At 61.7% G+C, this 16408-nt stretch carries 17 protein-coding genes; 4 read left to right on the forward strand and 13 right to left on the reverse strand.

The window, feature by feature from the left end; genetic code table 11:
* Window positions 1-15: 15 nt before the first annotated feature.
* The 4 genes from GR212_RS10670 to GR212_RS10685 all read right to left on the reverse strand — a co-directional run bounded on the left by GR212_RS10670 (window position 16) and on the right by GR212_RS10685 (window position 5804).
* On the reverse strand, window positions 16-2391 hold the full coding sequence (locus GR212_RS10670) for a hypothetical protein (protein WP_163986460.1): 2376 nt from the start codon (window positions 2389-2391) through the stop codon (window positions 16-18).
* Between the two features lie 61 nt (window positions 2392-2452).
* Entirely contained in the window at window positions 2453-3748 is a 1296-nt protein-coding gene (locus GR212_RS10675; RefSeq protein WP_163986461.1) for an adenylosuccinate synthase, read from the reverse strand.
* Between the two features lie 204 nt (window positions 3749-3952).
* A complete protein-coding gene (locus GR212_RS10680; protein ID WP_246725732.1) occupies window positions 3953-4750 on the reverse strand; it encodes a class I SAM-dependent methyltransferase in 798 nt (265 codons plus the stop codon).
* A gap of 196 nt (window positions 4751-4946) precedes the next feature.
* The gene (locus GR212_RS10685) at window positions 4947-5804 is read right to left on the reverse strand and encodes a GNAT family N-acetyltransferase (RefSeq protein ID WP_163986463.1); all 858 of its coding nucleotides are present in this window, start codon (window positions 5802-5804) and stop codon (window positions 4947-4949) included.
* A gap of 333 nt (window positions 5805-6137) precedes the next feature.
* Here GR212_RS10685 and GR212_RS10690 point away from each other — a divergent pair, with 333 nt between their 5' ends.
* Window positions 6138-7460 carry a UDP-glucose dehydrogenase family protein gene (locus tag GR212_RS10690; protein WP_163986464.1) on the forward strand — a complete coding sequence of 441 codons (1323 nt, stop codon included), beginning with the start codon at window positions 6138-6140 and terminating at the stop codon, window positions 7458-7460.
* Window positions 7461-7531: 71 nt separating this feature from the next.
* The gene (locus GR212_RS10695) at window positions 7532-8536 is read left to right on the forward strand and encodes an NAD-dependent epimerase (protein ID WP_163986465.1); all 1005 of its coding nucleotides are present in this window, start codon (window positions 7532-7534) and stop codon (window positions 8534-8536) included.
* A gap of 111 nt (window positions 8537-8647) precedes the next feature.
* Here the strand turns inward: GR212_RS10695 and rutF are convergent, their stop codons facing one another.
* The 4 genes from rutF to GR212_RS10715 all read right to left on the reverse strand — a co-directional run bounded on the left by rutF (window position 8648) and on the right by GR212_RS10715 (window position 11527).
* Window positions 8648-9178 (reverse strand): NADH-dependent FMN reductase RutF, encoded by a 531-nt coding sequence (rutF, locus tag GR212_RS10700; protein WP_204326503.1) that lies wholly within the window; start codon window positions 9176-9178, stop codon window positions 8648-8650.
* A gap of 202 nt (window positions 9179-9380) precedes the next feature.
* A complete protein-coding gene (locus GR212_RS10705; protein ID WP_163986466.1) occupies window positions 9381-10109 on the reverse strand; it encodes a class I SAM-dependent methyltransferase in 729 nt (242 codons plus the stop codon).
* Between the two features lie 70 nt (window positions 10110-10179).
* Window positions 10180-10569 carry a RidA family protein gene (locus GR212_RS10710; RefSeq protein WP_163986467.1) on the reverse strand — a complete coding sequence of 130 codons (390 nt, stop codon included), beginning with the start codon at window positions 10567-10569 and terminating at the stop codon, window positions 10180-10182.
* A gap of 61 nt (window positions 10570-10630) precedes the next feature.
* Entirely contained in the window at window positions 10631-11527 is an 897-nt protein-coding gene (locus GR212_RS10715) for an EamA family transporter (RefSeq protein ID WP_163986468.1), read from the reverse strand.
* Window positions 11528-11775: 248 nt separating this feature from the next.
* Here GR212_RS10715 and GR212_RS10720 point away from each other — a divergent pair, with 248 nt between their 5' ends.
* Window positions 11776-12201 (forward strand): hypothetical protein, encoded by a 426-nt coding sequence (locus GR212_RS10720; RefSeq protein WP_163986469.1) that lies wholly within the window; start codon window positions 11776-11778, stop codon window positions 12199-12201.
* A gap of 51 nt (window positions 12202-12252) precedes the next feature.
* Here the strand turns inward: GR212_RS10720 and GR212_RS10725 are convergent, their stop codons facing one another.
* The 5 genes from GR212_RS10725 to GR212_RS10745 all read right to left on the reverse strand — a co-directional run bounded on the left by GR212_RS10725 (window position 12253) and on the right by GR212_RS10745 (window position 15578).
* Window positions 12253-12864 (reverse strand): alpha/beta hydrolase, encoded by a 612-nt coding sequence (locus tag GR212_RS10725; protein ID WP_163986470.1) that lies wholly within the window; start codon window positions 12862-12864, stop codon window positions 12253-12255.
* A 16-nt stretch (window positions 12865-12880) separates the two neighbouring features.
* Window positions 12881-13813, reverse strand: coding sequence for a VOC family protein (locus GR212_RS10730; RefSeq protein ID WP_163986471.1), 933 nt, complete (start codon window positions 13811-13813; stop codon window positions 12881-12883).
* Window positions 13814-13982: 169 nt separating this feature from the next.
* Window positions 13983-14684, reverse strand: coding sequence for a uracil-DNA glycosylase (gene ung / locus GR212_RS10735; protein ID WP_163986472.1), 702 nt, complete (start codon window positions 14682-14684; stop codon window positions 13983-13985).
* A 191-nt stretch (window positions 14685-14875) separates the two neighbouring features.
* Window positions 14876-15196 carry a DoxX family protein gene (locus GR212_RS10740; protein WP_163986473.1) on the reverse strand — a complete coding sequence of 107 codons (321 nt, stop codon included), beginning with the start codon at window positions 15194-15196 and terminating at the stop codon, window positions 14876-14878.
* A gap of 1 nt (window position 15197) precedes the next feature.
* A complete protein-coding gene (locus tag GR212_RS10745; RefSeq protein ID WP_163986474.1) occupies window positions 15198-15578 on the reverse strand; it encodes a DUF4267 domain-containing protein in 381 nt (126 codons plus the stop codon).
* 124 nt (window positions 15579-15702) lie between these two features.
* Between GR212_RS10745 and GR212_RS10750 the strand changes: the two genes are divergently transcribed.
* Window positions 15703-16290, forward strand: coding sequence for a TetR/AcrR family transcriptional regulator (locus GR212_RS10750; RefSeq protein WP_163986475.1), 588 nt, complete (start codon window positions 15703-15705; stop codon window positions 16288-16290).
* Window positions 16291-16408 lie beyond the last annotated feature (118 nt).

The following is a 16408-nucleotide window of genomic DNA, read 5'->3' on the forward strand; positions in this document are numbered from 1 at the left end:
TCGATGCCGGAAGGATTATTGACCGCTCGAGGCTACGCCGCCGAGCGCTTGCCATTCCGAGATTGCCTTGTTGAAGGCATCGGTGCCGGTCGGACCCTTTTCCATCGTCAGCAGGGCGCGGCGGCCATTGCGATAGACGACCGGAATATCGATCCAGTTGCGATTCTTCAGAAGGTCGAGGTTGGTCTTGCGCGCATCCGGAAAATCGTTCAGCGCAACCATGTAGACATCGTCGGTGACTTTCGCAGGCACCGCAATCAGCGCATCGCCGCGATCCTGCTCGGTCGCCTTCAATGCAACGCGCTGGACATTGTCGATCGCTCCGCCTTCGAATGACGGCGGCACCTGGAAGGCCAGCTCGATCAGATGGCTAGCCGGCAGCGAGGAATCCGAATTCCGCGAAACGGTGATGGTAGCGGTCAAACCGCGATCCGGAACGGTGATGAGGCCCTGCACCGAAGGTTCCGGCCGGCCGTCGGCACCCTTGCCTTCCTGAACGGACCAGGTGACCGTGCCCTGGAAGGCCGAAGGCGAGGTCTGACCAAGGCGCTCTTCATAGAGAAAAACCTTCTGCCCGTCCGTAGCCGGTGCCGTCTGTTGCGTAACCGGCGGCGGTTGATTGGCGGATGCTTGCTGCTGCTGGTCGGCGGCAGGTGCCTGCTGGTCCGTCGCGGCGGACGGGGTGGCCGGCGTAGCGGCAGCAGCCGCAGGCGCCTGCGTCTGAGCAGCGCCGGCATCGGCAGCGGCGGGCGGCGGCGTTGTCGTTGCAGATGGTGCCGCGGCAGCGACATTCTGCTCCGCAACGGATTTGCCTTCGGCAACGCCCGGCTGACCGTTCGGAGCCGGACCCTCGTCCTCTTCGGTGCCATTGGCCAGAAGACGCTGCGTGAACTTCGTATTGACCGTATTCGGATCGCTTAACGCGGCCACATCCGTATTACCGGCAGCCGGTGGCTTCTGAGCTGCCGTGTTGCTTTGCGGAGGTATGGCTGCTTGTTGCTGCTGGGCGGCAGGCGCTGCAGCGGGGCTGTCGTTGTTCGCGGGACTGCTGTTTGCCGCTGCATCCGACGTCGCGGGCGCTGACGCATTCTTCGGCGCCGAGCTGACGAGCTTCGTCACCATGTTGTTGAGCGCATCGCGGTTCAACCAGGCTGCGTAACCACCGCCACCGACGACCGCAAGGCCGACGAGCGTGACGATGATGCCGGTGGCATTGATGCGACGACGCTTCGGCTCCATGCGGAAGCTTCGGCCCTGCAGCTTCGCCGCCATGCTTTGATCGAGATCGGGCGGGACGGAGGGACCACCGCCCCGGTCGTCTTCCGCGCGCTTGTCGAAACCGGCAAGCTCCTTGAGCTCGCGCCAGCCGTCATTGGCAGCATCGGCGTCGGATGCCGTCTTGCGGGGCGAATGCACGTCCGCAAAAAGATCGACGTCGTCAAAGGCGTTTTCCGGCATCTGCCGCGCCGGCTGCTGGGTCGGCTTGGAAACCGGCGGGACTGGCTCCAACTCTTCGAAGACATCAGCATCCCAGGCGAAGCCCTTGTTGCCGGCTGGTGCCTTGACGGCCTCGGACGACCCTACCGGCTGCCCGAAAGGCGCTTCCGCAAAAGCCGCGGCCGGCATGACGGGCTCGCTCGGAGGCGAGACTACCGGCTCCGGCGCAGACTGACGAACCGGCGCATCGACCTCCGCCCAGATCTGCTCGACCTGGCTTATGACATCATCGACCGGCGTTGCCTGCACGGGCGTCGCAGGCGCAGCGTGAACGGGCTCCACGGCAACAGCCGGCGCCTCTTCCACATGATGCTGCGGCTCGTCGTGATAGACCGGTTCCGGGGTCGGCTCAGCGGGAACCTCGGCATGGTGCTCCACGCCGGCATGCGCGGCGGCCGGAGCATAGGGCTCCTCCTCGCGATGCGGTTCGCTCCATTCCTCTACGGGCTGGTGCTCCTGCACATGTTCGACATGTGCGGCCGGCTCTTCGTAGACGGGTTCCTCGTGAACGGGCTCGGAAACCCTCGGCTCTTCATGGACATGAGCCTCGGCAGGAACGGCCGCCGGCTCTTCCGCATGGGGCTCGGCGTGCGCCGCACGATGCTCCGCGACGGGTTCGGGAGCGATCTCCTCATGCACAACCGACGCTTCGGCAACCGACTGCTCTTCACCATCGGGCAAGGCCTCGGCATGCTCGGCCTCGACCTCGACGATCGCGGCCTCAAGCTTGTCGAGCTGGCGGCGCAGCATTTCCTCGGGCGGGCGCGGCTTCATGCTCTCGAGCTGCCGCTGCACGGCACCACGAGCTCGATCGTAAACCTTGACCCGCATCTCGGGAGTATTGTCCGTCAGGCCGTCAACGGCCCGTCGAATAACTGCTACAAAATCCGCCATCAGCACTTTCTCATGATGCCCGGCGCGCAGCCGGGCCGGGATTCGTCATAGGTTCGCAACTTTAGCCCTCAAAAGGGTCAGTCACAAGTATGGTGTCCTCGCGCTCCGGGCTGGTCGAAAGCATCGCCACAGGCGCACCGATCAGCTCTTCCACCTGCCGGACATATTTGATCGCCTGGGCAGGCAGATCGGCCCATTTGCGGGCGCCGACGGTGGATTCCTTCCAGCCTTCGAGCGTGATGTAAATTGGCTCGACGCGGGCCTGCGCTGCCTGGCTCGCAGGCAGATAATCGATTTCCTTGCCGTCGAGCTTGTAGCCGACGCAGATCTTCAACTCGTCAAGGCCATCGAGCACGTCGAGCTTGGTGAGCGCGATGCCGGTGATGCCCGAAGTCTTCACGGTCTGGCGCACCAGCACCGCGTCGAACCAGCCGCAACGGCGCGGACGACCGGTGTTGACGCCGACTTCGCGGCCGACCGTCGAGAGGTGCTTGCCGATCTCGTCATGCAGCTCGCAGGGGAACGGTCCCTCACCGACGCGGGTCGTATAGGCCTTGGTGATGCCGAGCACGTAGCCGAGCGCCGTCGGACCGAGGCCGGAGCCGGCGGCGGCCTGGCCGGCAACCGTGTTGGACGAAGTCACGAACGGATAGGTGCCGTGGTCGTTGTCCAGCAGCGCGCCCTGCGCGCCTTCGAAAAGGATTCGGGCGCCCGCCTTGCGCTGCTCGTCGAGCAGCCGCCAGACCTGATCGATGTAGGGGAGAATATGCTCCGCGACCGAGGTCAGCTCGGTATGCAGGGTATCGAAGGAAATCTCGTCGAGACCCATGCCGCGACGCAGGGCATTGTGATGGGTCAGGAGACGGTCGATCTTGGCCGGCAGCGTTTCCGGCTCGGTAAGGTCGACGACGCGAATGGCGCGGCGGCCGACCTTGTCTTCATAAGCCGGACCGATGCCGCGGCGCGTCGTGCCGATCTTCGTGCCGCTGTTGGAAGCCGCATCTTCGCGCAAGGCATCCAGATCGCGGTGCAGCGACAGGATCAGCGGCGCGTTCTCGGCAATGCGCAGAACGTCGGGCGTGACCGCGATGCCCTGGGCGCGCAGCTTTTCCACTTCGGCGACGAAATGGTGGGGATCGACGACAACGCCGTTGCCGATGACGCTGAGCTTGCCGCGCACGAGCCCGGAGGGCAGTAGCGCGAGCTTGTAGCTGACACCATCGACGACGAGCGTATGACCGGCATTATGACCGCCTTGAAAGCGTACAATCACATCGGCGCGTTCCGAAAGCCAATCGACAATCTTGCCCTTGCCTTCGTCGCCCCACTGCGAGCCGATCACTACAACGTTCGTCATTTATCCATTCCCGCTTCCTGCGCGCGGAGGCGCGCCTTGCTCAAACCCGCGCATCTATAAAGCTTTGTTTTTGGGAAAGCGACCCTGTTGTCTCAGGAGATTCGGCTTTTTGCATGACGAATCAGCACCTCCAACAGGATTTTTCCCGGCTACCGGCCGGACGGCGGCCACGAATAGCCCCATCGGGTCGGCAGCCTTCGCCCGTCAAAGGCCCGGCTTGTGTGCGACGACATGGAAATACTCGTGCTCGGCCGACGCTGCCGCGCCGATCGGCTTTCCATCCAGATCGAGCACCAGCGCCGGCATGGCAAAACCCGCCTCCGCCAGTTGCGACCGAACCTGCGCCGGCGTCGTCGCATAGACCATGACACCGAAATCATGTGCGCCATGCAGCATGATGGCATGTTCGCCGTCGCGCTGTTCGAGCGGCCTCAGCCGGCGTTGCCGCAATGTCCCGGAAATGCGCCCCTCGACATAACGCAGGGTCCGCAGGCCGAGCCGCACCGGATTGGAGGTCCATTCCAGCCGGCGATAGTCGATGCGATGCTCGAAGCCGCGCCAGCCGCGGTGGAATGTCGAAAACACGAAGGCGCCGCCCGAGGCAAGCACCCGTGCCGCTTCGCGCATGACGGCAAGCCGCCCTGCGGCATCGACGGAATCGATACCGTTATAGCTGAAGACGATCAGATCGAAGCTGCCGTCCGGAAAAGCCGACAGATCGCGCGCATCCATATGCTCGAAGCGCAGATCCGGATGGTTCTTCCGGCACAGCTCGACCATTTCCGGCGTGTAGTCGACACCGATGTAGTCGCTTGCAACATCGCGCAAGAGCTGCGCGGTGCGGCCGCCGCCGACACCGATATCCAGGACACGCCCCCTGCCTGTCCGTGGAGCACCGATGGCAAAAGCCGCGCGCTCGCCTTCGTTAAGATAGCCGCTGCTGCGGCGGTAGTCGCGCAAGGCCCAGGGATTACGCCAGGTCTGCCGGTTAATACTTTCCATGACATGCATTGCCGACTCCAATACGGAAATGAACAATCATTGTTCAATTACCCCTTGGCGCCCCCGGACCGTCTATATAATGACCGGGCCGAATATGCAGCCCGTTAGGGTTGATTAAGGTCCCGATACGGCAATTAATCGTTTGTTAAGGTTAATGTCGGCGCTTCGTTTCCCGCGTGGCGCGGGAGCGATGCGGCTAGCCGAGCTCGAGCGTCGTGACGCCAAAAACGCGATCAAGGGGTGTTTCCGGCGCCTTGCCGCGATACATGCGCGTCGTCTCGAACACGGGAGACAAGCCGCAATCTTCGGCAAGCCTGACGGCCTGCGCATTGTCCACCGGCACATCCAGATAGACGGGAGCTCCCTTGGCCTCGGCGAGCAGCCTGCTCAACAGGGCTCGCGCGATCTCCGGCTTGTTGGCAAACAACGGACCGATCTTGTAGCCCTCGAAACAGCGCCGGATCGTGCCGAAGCCGCGAACCCTGCTGCCGCCGCCGACAATGAAGGACTTGCGCCTGTGGGGAGCGCCGCACCAGGCTTTGATGAAGGAAAAGCGCAAGCCGGGGAAAATTTCGGCATCGTAGTGCAGCAGTCCGTCAAGCTTGCCGTCCGTCACCGCCACGACTTGCCTGGCCTGTTGCTCGTCCACATCGAGCGCCTTCGGGACGCCGCCGTAGCGCACCGTTCGATACGCGGCCTCGAAGCCATGCCGGCGGTAGTTTTCCTGCTGCGCGACCACGCCGTCCAGGCCGACGGTACGATTTCCGGCGAGCGCCATGCCCTTGTTCCAGAGCTGTTTGCCGTATCCCCTGCCGCGAAATTCGGGGTGAAGCATGTAAAGGCCCAGAAACGCGAAGGTCTCGCCATAGCGGACGACGGAAATGCAGCCAACCGGCACCTCGCCGATCGCGCCGACGAGAAAACCGGACGGATCTGCCTCCCAGAATGCCGGGGCGTCGTCCACCCCAGGGTTCCAGCCCTCTTGCCGAGCCCATTCCAGAGCGAGTTCCAACTCGCCGGCTCGCATTTTACGCACGGCAAAAATCGATTTCATGCAAAAGTCCCGAACCGCCCACTCGATACTCGATACCCGTTCCCCGCGGAACGATTATGCCCGGTCCATCATGCGGTAACATGATGCCAATCACAAGCAATAGGCAATGATAAGCTTAAAGTACAAAGGCTTCGTTTCACTTGGAAAGAAAGGGAGTTGCATCAATAGAGCGGCGAGAATGCAAGCAGCCCATTGTGACACTTCTGTCGCAAATCGCCACGCACGAGCATCGCATATAGGCGTCACTGGCGATCCTGTGTATAAGCGCAATCGATCGCAACGTCGGCTTTGCTTCGGGGCAAAAGGCCGGCCCAGCAAGAGGATTGAAGTTTCATGCGCATCACGATGATCGGCTCGGGTTATGTGGGGCTCGTGTCGGGCGTTTGCTTTGCCGATTTCGGCCATGACGTCATCTGCGTCGACAAGGACGCCAGCAAGATCGAGGCATTGCGCCGGGGCGAGATTCCGATCTTCGAACCTGGCCTGGAGCAGCTCGTCGCCGACAATGTCCGCGCCGGTCGTCTCTCGTTCGCGACCGAAGTGGCGGAAAGCGTTGCCGCCAGCGACGTCGTCTTCATCGCGGTCGGCACGCCTTCACGGCGCGGCGACGGCCATGCCGATCTTTCCTATGTCTATGCCGCCGCCCGCGAGATCGCCCAGCATGTCAACGGCTTCACCGTCATCGTCACCAAATCGACCGTGCCTGTTGGAACCGGCGACGAGGTCGAGCGCATCGTGCGCGAAACCAATCCGGATGCCGACGTCGCCGTCGTCTCCAACCCGGAATTCCTGCGCGAAGGCGCCGCCATCGAGGACTTCAAGCGGCCGGACCGCATCGTCATCGGCCTCAACGACGAGCGCGCCCGCTCGGTCATGACCGAAGTCTACCGGCCGCTCTACCTCAACCAGGCGCCGCTGCTCTTCACCTCCCGCCGCACGTCCGAGCTGATCAAATATGCCGCCAACGCCTTCCTGGCCATGAAGATCACCTTCATCAACGAAATGGCCGATCTGTGCGAGAAGGTGGGCGCCAACGTGCAGGAAGTCTCGCGCGGCATCGGCCTTGACGGCCGCATCGGCTCGAAGTTCCTGCATGCCGGCCCGGGCTATGGCGGCTCCTGCTTCCCGAAGGACACGCTGGCGCTGGCAAAGACCGCCCAGGACTACGACAGCCCCGTGCGCCTCATCGAGACGACGGTTTCCATCAACGACAACCGCAAGCGCGCCATGGGCCGCAAGGTGATCGCGGCCATGGGCGGCGACATCAGGGGCAAGGCGATCGCAGTCCTCGGGCTGACCTTCAAGCCGAACACCGACGACATGCGCGACAGCCCGGCGATCTCGATCATCCAGACGCTTCTGGATGCCGGCGCCACGGTAACGGGCTACGATCCCGAAGGCATGAACAATGCCCGCCAGGTGATCGACCATATCGCCTATGCCGAAGACGCCTATGGCGCCGCACGCGACGCCGACGCGATCGTTATCGTGACGGAATGGAACCAGTTCCGCGCCCTCGACTTCGACCGGCTCAGATCCATCATGAAGGCGCCGGTGCTCGTTGACCTCAGAAACATCTATCGCCACGACGAGGTCACAAAGCACGGATTTGCCTATACAAGCGTCGGCAGACCCTCGAACGACGACACGCTTTAAAGCGTTTACGCATTCCGAACGGAAAACCGCTATGCACTTTTCCTGGAAATGCTCTCAGCAAAGGCCGATCCATGCGCTATCTCATCACCGGCACCGCCGGCTTCATCGGATTCCATCTTGCCAGGCGGCTGCTCGACGAGGGCCATTTCGTCGTCGGCTTCGACGGCATGACGCCCTATTACGACGTCAGGCTCAAGGAGAAGCGGACCGCCATCCTCGCGCGTTCCAACGGCTTCAAGGCCGTGACCGGCATGCTGGAGGACAAGGCGGCGCTCGATCACACAGCGGAACTCGCCGAACCTGACGTAATCGTCCACCTCGCCGCCCAGGCCGGCGTGCGCTACAGCCTCGAAAATCCGCGCTCCTACGTCGATTCCAACGTCACCGGCTCGTTCAACGTGCTGGAACTGGCAAGAAACCTGCAGCCCAAGCACCTGCTGCTGGCATCGACCTCATCCGTCTACGGCGCCAACGAAAAGATCCCCTTTGCCGAAAGCGACAAGGCCGACGAGCAGATGACGATCTATGCCGCGACCAAGAAGAGCATGGAGCTGATGGCGCACAGCTACGCCCATCTCTTCCATGTGCCGACCACCGCTTTCCGCTTCTTCACGGTTTACGGCCCCTGGGGCCGTCCGGACATGGCGCTGTTCAAATTCGTCGATGCCATCCGCAACGACAGGCCGATCGAAATCTACGGCGAAGGCAAGATGAGCCGCGATTTCACCTATATCGACGATCTCGTCGAAGGCATCGTGCGCCTGATCGGCGTCGTGCCCTCGGAGGAGAACCGGGTGGTATCGGATACGATTATCGATACCCTGTCGAAAAATGCGCCCTTCCGCGTCGTCAACATCGGTGGCGGTCAACCGGTTGGCCTGATGAGCTTCGTCGAAACCATCGAGACGATGCTTGGCAAGCAGGCAATCCGCAAGATGCTGCCGATGCAGCCCGGCGACGTGCACAACACCTATGCCGTGCCGGACCTGCTGGTGGCGCTGACCGGCTTCAAGCCGCAGATCGAGGTTGACGAAGGCGTGCGCCGCTTCGTCGAGTGGTATCAGGAAAATTACTGAGCAAATGTGCCGGAGCGGTTCCGCGCTTCGCGGAATCGTGGCGCCGCTCTATCTCCTTGTTTTTAAGCGATTCCGCACGGAAAGCCGCTGCGCATCTTTTCCGGAATTGCTTTAACCGGCCGGGTGATAGGCCCGGTCGAAATAGACGAGCCCCTGTCCGTTGTCGCGCCGGCGAATGGCATCGACCTCGCAGAGAAGGATGTCGTGCGTTCCGCCATCGGCCTGACGCACGATGCGACAATCGAACGACACAAGCGCATCCTCAAGCACGGGCGCACCGGTCGCCAGCGCCGACCATGCGGCGGCGGCGAACCGCTCCGCAACCGGCGTCTTGCCGCCGAAAAGCCGCGACAGATCCTGATGTGCCTCCGACAAGACGTTGACACACAGCACGCCGTTCTGCGTTACGGCGGGATGAACGGACGCACCGCGATTGAGACAGACGAGCAAGGTGGGTGGATTGTCCGTGACACTGCAGACGGCGGTTGCCGCAAAGCCGGCCAGCCCGGCGGGGCCATCGGTCGTGACGATGTTCACGGCGGCGGCCATCCGTGCCATGGCGTTACGAAACTCTGCGCGCGCGATATCGGGATCGGCGACGGCCACTGCCTTCTCTACGGCCACGGACGTCTTCATGTTCATTCCATATCCCCCAACGCGCATCGGTCAGGCTAGGCTATTGGACGGGCCCGCACATCTCAAGAAACGACATTTTACGGAAGTCGTATCCGGCGAGCAATTAATTCTCTATAAAAACTATCAACAAACAGAAAGATAGCCAAGCGCACCGCATCCCGAAAAATGCCGCCTAAAAAACCTCTGTGCAACTCGGCGAAATCCGCCGTCAGGTCTGGGTGGAAATCAGCAGAAACATCGGCCGCTCGCGCTCGGTTACCCAATCCGGATGGGCGGCAAGATCGTCATCGCTCGGCGACCACTCCTCGACATGGGCGATGATGAAACCGGACCTGATCAGCAGGTTGAGCGTCGTGGCCATCGTGCGGTGCTGCTTGACGACGCCTTCGGCAAGCCAGTTCGTCAGCCTTTTGCCCTCGATCTGGTAGGCGCTGAGCGGCCAGATATTGCCGCCCTCGGCATCGACCTGCCATTCGGGTTGCCGCGGCGCCATGTAGATCGGGTGCTCGATCGAGAAGATCAGCCGCCCGCCCGGCTTCAGCGCCTGACGGATCGTTGCCAGAAGCCCGGCAAAATCCTCGATATAGTGGAAGGCCAGCGAACTATAGACGAGATCGAAGCTCGCCCCGGCAAGCCGGAGCTTCTCCAGATCGGCCCGGTCATAGCGAACACGCATATCCATCGTCTCGCAGCGCGCCCGCTCCAGCATCTTTTCCGAGACATCGAGTCCCAAAACACCGGCGGCCCCCTGCTCGGCGGCCCAGCGGCAGAACCAGCCGAACCCGCAGCCGAGATCCGCGACATCGAGGCCTTTCATGTCAGGCAGCAATGCGCGCATGGCCGGCCATTCCGCCGCCCCCGCCAGCCCGTCGACCGAACGTTGAAGGCGGCTATAGCCTGCGAAGAAACCTGGATCGTCATAGATATTCTGAGTCATGCTCGTCTCCTGCAGATCGACGGTGTCGATCTGCCAGCATCGATTGAGAAGCCGAAACCGCTGCGAAGGGTCACATCACCTTCGCCGCCGTGACCTCGACCTCCACCAGAAACTCGGCTCGGGTAAAGCCGCCGACGATCAGCAATGTGGAAACGGGCTTCGGATCCAGGATATAGCGGTCGCGCACGGCCATATAGGCAGGGAAATCCTCGCGCGTGGTGACGAAGCCGGAAATGCGGATGACGTCGGCAAAGCTCATGCCGGCCTCGTCTAGGATGGCCTTGAGCGCCTCGAAGCACATCTCGGCCTGGGCCGTGACGTCGGCCGGAATGCGGTCGTCGAGACCGATGCCGAGCTGGCCGGACGTAACCAGAAGGCTGGCACCCGGCGGCACCAGCAGGCCATGATTGTAGTTGCCGAAAGGGCGGCGGACGGATGGGGGATTGAATACCTTTTTCATCGATTCCGACTCCTGATGACTGAGCGAATTTCAGCATTTTGAGATGAAAGGAGCAAGACGGTCAATGCGCCTTCGCCGAGGTTACCACCCGATTTCGCCGTACTTCCAACAGGATATGTCCAAAAAGCGCGGCCAGGACGATAGGGCCGCCGATCAGCGTCGCAGTCGAGGGACGCTCGGCAAAGACCATCCAGACCCACAGCGGAGTGAGAGGAACCTCCAGCGCGGTCAGCAGGGCGGCATCGGAAGCCGGGACGAGCCGGGACCCGAACGTATAGAGGCAGAGGCCCATCGCATTCTGAACGATACCGAAGGCGATGATCAGGCCGAGGTCCTGGCCCGAGATCGAAAGCGGCGAAGCGAACCAGAAGGTAACGAAGGAACACAGCCACGCGGAAAGCGCCATGGCCGGCAGCATCGGCACATTGCGGTGCTGGCGCATGATGACCGCAAGGGCGGCGACGGTCAGCGTCATGATGGCAGCAAGCCCCTTGCCGAGCCAGCTGCCGCCGTCACTCCCATGTCCGGAAAGCATCACGAGCACGCCGATGAAAGCAATGCCGCTGGCAACGAGCGTCCTCATATTCGGACGCTCGCCGATGAAAAGGAACGCGACCCCTGCGGTAACGAAGGGCACCGTCGCGTAGATGACCATGGCATCGGCAACCGACGTATAGTAGATCGAGCCGATACCACTGATCATGGACGCCGCGGAAAAGATCGTTGCCGCCAGCGACGGGCCGCGCATGGAGCGCAGGATGCGAAAGGCGTTGCGGCGCTCGATATAGAAAAACAGGGTGAACACCCCGAGACCGGAGACGATTCCGCGGCAGAACAGAATGGTCATGAGATCGGCATGGATCGCTCGCACGAACAGGCCGGACGTCGACCAGGCAAGCGCCGAAAGCGCGACATAAATCACGCCCAGCCTGTATTGTTGCTGTTCCGCCAGCGTCACGATGGAATCCCCCGCCCCTTGGTGGCAGATCATTAGCGGGCGGCAACGATGCCCACAAGCCAAGCTTGCGCCGCGACCTGTCGCTCGTGCCGGAAGATGACGAGGGTTGCAGGAAGGCCACGGCCAATGCCCGTTCATCCGACCGGGCCAGCTACCTCCGTCTCGCCGCTGTTGGCAAGATCATATTGATCTTGCACATATTTGCGATCGCTCTAGGTTTCTGGCGATCCCGGTCGAAGGAGAATCAGTTGCGCCTGCTGTCGGCCACTTTATTTGCATGCGGCTGCGTCAGCCTGGTCGACGGTCCATTGTGGCCGCCGGCGCAGACCTATGTCGATAAGACGGTGCAATGCAGCCAGAGCAGCAATCCGGCCCGCTGCGAGCATACGCGCGACAGCTGGAAGATCGACTACGAGGAAGCCATCGCAGGCGGATATCGCGCGCAGAAACATGTCGCTTTATGCCTGAGCACCGGTTGCGACGGAGCGATCCAGCCCGACAAGATGCTCGGTTGCGCCTGGCGCATGGTCATAGCGGAAGCCAATCACGCTCTGCCGGACAGCATGGATTTTACCAATCTCAGCCGCTTCTGCGGAACGGATTATATCGACGAGAAGGGAAAGCTCGCTGCCGCGTCGCAGGCGAAGGCGATGCTCCGGCTGATCGGCAAATAGCAAACCACGCGACAGAGGTCTTCCGCCGCGTGATCCGGTCATTGGCCGCGCTCAGGCATAGGGAGCAAGGAAGGTGCGGATGGCCTCGATCTCGTTGGGGCGAATATCGTGGCCGCCCGGATGCCAGTCGAGCGTGACTTCGGCATCCTGACGCGCAAAGTAATCGGCCAGCGCCTTGGTCACCGGCGCCGGCGCGATCGGATCCCGCTCGCCCGCCGTGATCAACACGCGCTTGCCCTGCAGCCTGGCATTGTCCTTCGGCTGGAACGGGATGAGCGGATGCATCAGCACCGATGCATCGAACAGATCACCATGCTCGATCAGAACGTTGGCGAGGATGTTGGCACCGTTGGAAAAGCCGAGGCCAAGCACCTGCGATGCGCCGTATTGCGCCGCCATTTCCGAAACATAGGCTGCCATCTTTTCCGTGGCCCGGGCAAGATCGGCCATATCGTAGACGCCCTCACCCGTCCGGCGGAAGAAACGCGCAGCACCGTATTCGGAAACGTCGCCGCGCGGCGATACGATGGTCGCATCCGGCAGCAGCCGGGCAGCGAAATCGAAGAACTGGTTCTCGTCGCCGCCGGTACCATGGAACGTGAAGAAAATGGGCTTTCCGGATGCACCGGCCTTCAGCCGGTGCACATAACTCGTATCCGTCATGATGTCCTCCCCTGGATTAGCCTTCCAGCGGTTCGAGGTGCTGCTCGATCAGGCCGCGCAGATGCGCATGCTGCTCGGGCAGTTTCAGCGCCTCGCCGAGATGAGCCGTATCCTCGTCGCGGTTGAAGCCAGGTTCATTGGTGGCGACTTCGAACAGCACGCCGCCTGGCGTACGGAAGTAGATCGCCCAGAAGTAATCGCGGTCGATGACCGGCGTGACCTGATAGCCCGTGTCCATCAGCGCCTTGCGCACTTCGAGCTGCTTTGCGCGGTTCTCGACGGCAAAGGCGACATGGTGGACGGAGCCGGCACCCGGAAGCGCACGGTTGATGTTCGGCATGGTTTCGAGGTCGACATAGTCGGCACCGTTGCCGCCAGGCATGGCGAGCCGCTTGACGCCTTCATGCGTATCGACAACCTCGTAACCCATGTATTTCAGCAGCTCGGCCGTGGCGCCCTCGTCCCGCAGCCGCATGGCGACGGAATGAAAACCCCTGATGGCATGTTCGGCATCGACGCCGTTATGCGTCCACGGCAGACGCTTGTCGTCCTTGACCTCGACGAGGGCGAAGCCATCGCCATCCGGGCCGGCAAAATGCAGGCGCTTCTGGCCGAAGGATTCGTCAACCTTCAAGCCCTCGACGCCATGCTGGCCGAGCCGTTCGGTCCAATAACCGATTGCGCCCTCCGGAACGGAGTAAACCGTGTTGCCGACTTCGCCGGTGCCCGGGCGACCGCGCGCCATCTTCGGAAACGGGAAGTAGGTCATGATCGTGCCGGGCGTACCGATCTCGTCACCATAGTAGAGGTGATAGACATCGGGTGCGTCGAAATTCACCGTCTTCTTGACGCGGCGCAGGCCGAGCGTGTCCGTGAAGAACTTGTTGTTGGTCCGGGCGTCTTTCGCCATCGAGGTAACGTGGTGAAGACCTTTGATCTGGTTAAGCATCTCTAACCCCTTGTCTCGCCTGCACCGGCAGGCGTTTCTCATGAGCAGAAGATGGTCTCGCGGGGCCCTTTTCGATAGCCCCCAATAGCCAAACGGATTGTCTTCAATGAGTGAACGAAAAATTCCGATCGTTCACCGATCCGCAGCCGCGCTTCCGAGAAGCGACACCTTACGGAGCGTCCGGATTGCTCGGCAGGGTCCAGTCGATCGGCTCCCTGCCGTGTTCGGAGAGATATGCGTTGGCCTTGGAAAAATGACGGCAGCCGAGGAAGCCGTTGTGGGCCGACAGCGGCGAAGGATGCGCCGCCTTCAGCACGAGATGGCGCTCGGTATCGACGAAGGCGGCCTTCTTCTGCGCGTAGGAGCCCCAGAGCATGAAGACGACGCCGTCGCATTCGTCGTTGACCCTGCGGATCACGGCGTCGGTGAAGCGCTCCCAGCCCTTGCCCTGGTGCGATGCCGCCTGCGATTCCTGGACCGTCAGCACGCTGTTGAGCAGCAGCACGCCCTGCTTCGCCCAGCTTTCCAGAAAGCCGTGCCGTGCCGGCGGAATGCCGAGATCGGTTTCCAGTTCCTTGTAGATATTGACCAGCGACGGCGGAATGCGCACGCCGGGACGCACGCTGAAGCAGAGCCCATGCGCCTGGCCGGCACCGTGATAGGGGTCCTGCCCGAGGATGACCACCTGCACCTCGTCGAGCGGGGTCAGGTCCAGCGCCCGGAAATACTCGCTGCCACGCGGAAATATCACCTTCCCGCGCTGCTTCTCCTCGACGAGAAAGGATTTGAGCTGCTGCATGTAGGGGCTTTCGAACTCCTGCGACAGCGCCTCTTTCCAGCTCTCTTCCAGCCTGATGCCCGCTTCCGCCATCGTCTTTCGCCTCCGTCTGTTGTCAGCCTGTCGATTGAGGATGAAAGCGGCGGCGTGTCAAGAAAATGGCTGACGCGATGGCGGGAGATCACAGTTTTCGAAGCGGAGCGGCCTGATCCGGATCTTAGGCACCCCTTGCCGGCAACGGCGGTCTTCGGCCCGTCGCAGGCAAGCGGCGTTGCTGGCAGCGCCTAGGATGAGATCGCGACAAGAGCGATCAAGGTGACAAAGACACTCAACGGCGCAAGATGTGCATACTCGCGGTGACGCAGGACAGTTGATAGCGCCGCCGCAATGATTACCGCCCCGAGCACTACGCCGACGATGCGGCTGACAGGAAACGCAATCAGGACGGCGCTCGCTATCTCCAGGCCACCGGTCAGGATATTCCACCAACGCGGATAGCCCCATCGAGCGAATTCGTTTCGCGCACCGGCGGCACCGATCGCGTTGACAATGCCGGCGCCAGCGAATGCGACGATCAGGAACCAGATTGAAAGAACATGAACCATCTCAGAACTCCCCAAACGTCATGGGGATGGCAGCCAGGACCATAATCGCCGCCGTGAGGCCGTGAATGCCGAAGGCGCTTTTGCCGGAGCCTTTCGCCGCGAGAATGAGCAGCATGTCGCCGACGGGGATAATCGCTTCGACCAGAAGGACGATGCCGACCTCCCGCTGGGCACCCCACAGCATAAATGCAAGCACGAGCAATCCCGCTACGATGTCGCGAACCCCCTTGAGGCGAAGCCACCAGGGGATATTTGGACCATCCTCAGGCAGCGGCAGGCCGAAACTGCGCGTCGTGGCCATTGGGTTCGCAATATAGCTGGTGCCGATCGCGATAATCGCGAGGGCCACTAGCAAACCGATGCCGTTAACAAGCCAGTACATTTTGCAATTCTCCTAGCGATGTAATATAATCTATCATTGCTAGTTATTGCCTTAGCGTTGCTAGTTAGTCAAGCGCCGTTATAATTTCGGCGCATAGTTGCCTTGCGGGCATGGAGATCCTGGAATGAGTGGCGCAGACCGGAAAAGTCGAGAACGGGCCGAACGGGAAGATCGCATCGTCGCGGCGGCGCGTATGATCGCGGAAAGCGAAGGATGGGACGCCGTTACGATTCGCCGTCTGGCTAAGGAAATCGAATACAGCCAGCCAGTTCTCTATTCGCACTTCGAGAACAGGGATGCCATCGTTGCGGCCGTTGCAATCGAAGGCTTCAAGGATCTCGCGATCGTTCTCAAGGCAGCGGCAGACGAGACAGCTGGACGACGAGACGCCCTCATGAACGTCGCCATGGGCTATTTTACCTTCGCGCTGAGCCGGCCAGCGCTCTACGACGCCATGTTCAACCTGCCGACCCAATTGAAGTTCGCCGAAGCCGAAACGAGATCGGAGCTTAGAACCGGTTTCGACGCAATTGCGGCAGCCGTGTCTCCGTTCTGCGCTGATGCGGAGACTGCAACCGAGACTTTCTGGGCAGCCCTTCACGGGCTTGCTGAGCTCGAACGTTCGGGCCGCGTTAGGCCCGGCATGCGCGACAAACGCATCGCTCTTGTTGTTCAGGCGATAGTAGATGCGGGAAGCACCAGGCCCGGCTAAGGCTCATGTCATACGGCTGGACGGCCGCTTCTGGCGGATACCGTCCAATCTCACCATCCCGCGCAGGTTGATGAGATCTGTTACGAGCCCACATCATGCCGGCCGGACAAGGCCCTGC

This window comes from Martinezella lusitana (assembly GCF_010668395.1).
GTDB lineage: Bacteria > Pseudomonadota > Alphaproteobacteria > Rhizobiales > Rhizobiaceae > Rhizobium > Rhizobium lusitanum_A.

What these genes read in the sequence shown, in the direction of transcription:
- GR212_RS10750 (WP_163986475.1), top strand. Translation starts at nt 15,703, where the DNA reads ATGAGTGGCGCAGACCGGAAAAGTCGAGAACGGGCCGAACGGGAAGAT.
- GR212_RS10695 (WP_163986465.1), top strand. Translation starts at nt 7,532, where the DNA reads ATGCGCTATCTCATCACCGGCACCGCCGGCTTCATCGGATTCCATCTT.
- GR212_RS10680 (WP_246725732.1), bottom strand. Translation starts at nt 4,750, where the DNA reads ATGGAAAGTATTAACCGGCAGACCTGGCGTAATCCCTGGGCCTTGCGC.
- GR212_RS10690 (WP_163986464.1), top strand. Translation starts at nt 6,138, where the DNA reads ATGCGCATCACGATGATCGGCTCGGGTTATGTGGGGCTCGTGTCGGGC.
- GR212_RS10685 (WP_163986463.1), bottom strand. Translation starts at nt 5,804, where the DNA reads ATGAAATCGATTTTTGCCGTGCGTAAAATGCGAGCCGGCGAGTTGGAA.
- GR212_RS10670 (WP_163986460.1), bottom strand. Translation starts at nt 2,391, where the DNA reads ATGGCGGATTTTGTAGCAGTTATTCGACGGGCCGTTGACGGCCTGACG.
- GR212_RS10710 (WP_163986467.1), bottom strand. Translation starts at nt 10,569, where the DNA reads ATGAAAAAGGTATTCAATCCCCCATCCGTCCGCCGCCCTTTCGGCAAC.
- GR212_RS10730 (WP_163986471.1), bottom strand. Translation starts at nt 13,813, where the DNA reads ATGCTTAACCAGATCAAAGGTCTTCACCACGTTACCTCGATGGCGAAA.
- GR212_RS10740 (WP_163986473.1), bottom strand. Translation starts at nt 15,196, where the DNA reads ATGGTTCATGTTCTTTCAATCTGGTTCCTGATCGTCGCATTCGCTGGC.
- GR212_RS10745 (WP_163986474.1), bottom strand. Translation starts at nt 15,578, where the DNA reads ATGTACTGGCTTGTTAACGGCATCGGTTTGCTAGTGGCCCTCGCGATT.
- GR212_RS10705 (WP_163986466.1), bottom strand. Translation starts at nt 10,109, where the DNA reads ATGACTCAGAATATCTATGACGATCCAGGTTTCTTCGCAGGCTATAGC.
- ung (WP_163986472.1), bottom strand. Translation starts at nt 14,684, where the DNA reads ATGGCGGAAGCGGGCATCAGGCTGGAAGAGAGCTGGAAAGAGGCGCTG.
- GR212_RS10675 (WP_163986461.1), bottom strand. Translation starts at nt 3,748, where the DNA reads ATGACGAACGTTGTAGTGATCGGCTCGCAGTGGGGCGACGAAGGCAAG.
- rutF (WP_204326503.1), bottom strand. Translation starts at nt 9,178, where the DNA reads ATGAACATGAAGACGTCCGTGGCCGTAGAGAAGGCAGTGGCCGTCGCC.
- GR212_RS10725 (WP_163986470.1), bottom strand. Translation starts at nt 12,864, where the DNA reads ATGACGGATACGAGTTATGTGCACCGGCTGAAGGCCGGTGCATCCGGA.